This is a genomic window from Moritella sp. F3, from assembly GCF_015082335.1.
Lineage (GTDB): Bacteria > Pseudomonadota > Gammaproteobacteria > Enterobacterales > Moritellaceae > Moritella.
The window spans coordinates 1-248 of record NZ_BLRL01000121.1; the positions used below are offsets into that span (position 1 = coordinate 1).

A 248-nucleotide genomic window follows, 5' to 3' on the forward strand; every position below is an offset into this window, starting at 1 on the left:
CTCCATCGACGAGCAGCAGTGGGTCGGCTGCGAGGCGCTGGCCCGGTGGCACCACCCGGAGCACGGAAGCGTGTCGCCGGTCGACTTCGTCCCGGTGGCGGAGGAGACCGGGATCATCGTCGAGCTCGGCGCCTGGGTCCTGCGCGAGGCGTGCCGCCAGACCGCCGAGTGGCGGCGCACGCGCACCGACCTGGCCGAGCTCACCGTCGCCGTCAACGTCTCGGCCTACCAGCTGCGCGGGACGGGAT

General features: G+C 73.4%; 1 protein-coding gene. It reads left to right on the forward strand.

The window, feature by feature from the left end; translation table 11 throughout:
• A partial coding sequence (locus JFU56_RS22635; RefSeq protein ID WP_198439458.1) for an EAL domain-containing protein occupies window positions 1-248 on the forward strand: 248 nt, incomplete at both ends.